Source organism: Mesorhizobium sp. M7A.F.Ca.CA.002.05.1.1, from assembly GCF_003998335.1.
GTDB lineage: Bacteria > Pseudomonadota > Alphaproteobacteria > Rhizobiales > Rhizobiaceae > Mesorhizobium.
This window is the reverse complement of record NZ_RZQI01001394.1, coordinates 1-950: the sequence shown is the minus strand read 5'-3', so window position 1 is coordinate 950 and position 950 is coordinate 1. Positions and strand designations below refer to the sequence as shown.

Annotated in this window: 1 protein-coding gene and 1 pseudogene; both read left to right on the top strand. The window is 63.5% G+C overall.

Annotated elements, in window-relative coordinates:
* The coding region (locus EN939_RS35845) for an amidase family protein (RefSeq protein WP_245473307.1) at positions 1-644 on the top strand (644 nt) is incomplete at its 5' end.
* Between the two features lie 125 nt (positions 645-769).
* Positions 770-950, top strand: a pseudogene (locus tag EN939_RS35840) (YdcF family protein); the annotation flags it as partial.

The following is a 950-nucleotide window of genomic DNA, read 5'->3' as shown; positions in this document are numbered from 1 at the left end:
AGATCGAAGCGCTGTGGCAGAAGGGCATTGCCTGGCTGAAGGACGCCGGCGCTGAGATCGTTGACATTTCCCTGCCGCATACGAAGTACGCGCTGCCTGCCTACTATATCGTGGCGCCCGCCGAGGCTTCGTCCAACCTCGCCCGCTATGATGGCGTCCGCTACGGATTGCGCGTGCCGGGCAAGGATATCGTCGACATGTATGAGAAGACCCGCGCCGCCGGTTTCGGCCGCGAGGTCAAGCGCCGCATCATGATCGGCACCTATGTGCTGTCGGCCGGCTATTACGACGCCTACTATCTGCAGGCGCAGAAGGTGCGCAATCTGATCAAGCGGGATTTCGAGACGGTCTTCGCCGCCGGCGTCGATGTCATCCTGACCCCGGCAACGCCTTCCGCCGCCTTCGGCGTCGCCGATGAGGACATGGCTGCCGATCCGGTCAAGATGTACCTCAATGACATCTTCACCGTCACGGTGAACATGGCCGGCCTGCCGGGCATCGCCGTACCCGCCGGGCTCGACGCCAAGGGCCTGCCGCTCGGGCTGCAGCTGATCGGCCGGCCGTTCGACGAGGAAACGCTGTTCCAGACCGCCGCCGTCATCGAGCAGGCCGCAGGCACGTTCCAGCCGGAGAAGTGGTGGTAGGGACGTCGCTCGTCTAGCGCATGCCCTGAAAGTCGGAATCGATTTTCGGAAGGATCCTGCGCAAAATCAAAGTGTTAGCGTCCTTTGAGCGCCCACGCCCGCGCGGCGCTGCAATGGGGTGAGCGATGTTCTTCTACCTGTCCAAGATCTTCTGGTTCTTCATCCAGCCGCTCAACCTGGCGATCTTCCTGCTGCTGGCGGGACTGCTCGCGGCCATGATCGGGCGCCGGCGGCTGGCGGCCACCGGCAGCTTGCTGGCATTTCTGATCCTTGCGCTGTCAGCCTGGACGTCGCTCGGCGCCATGA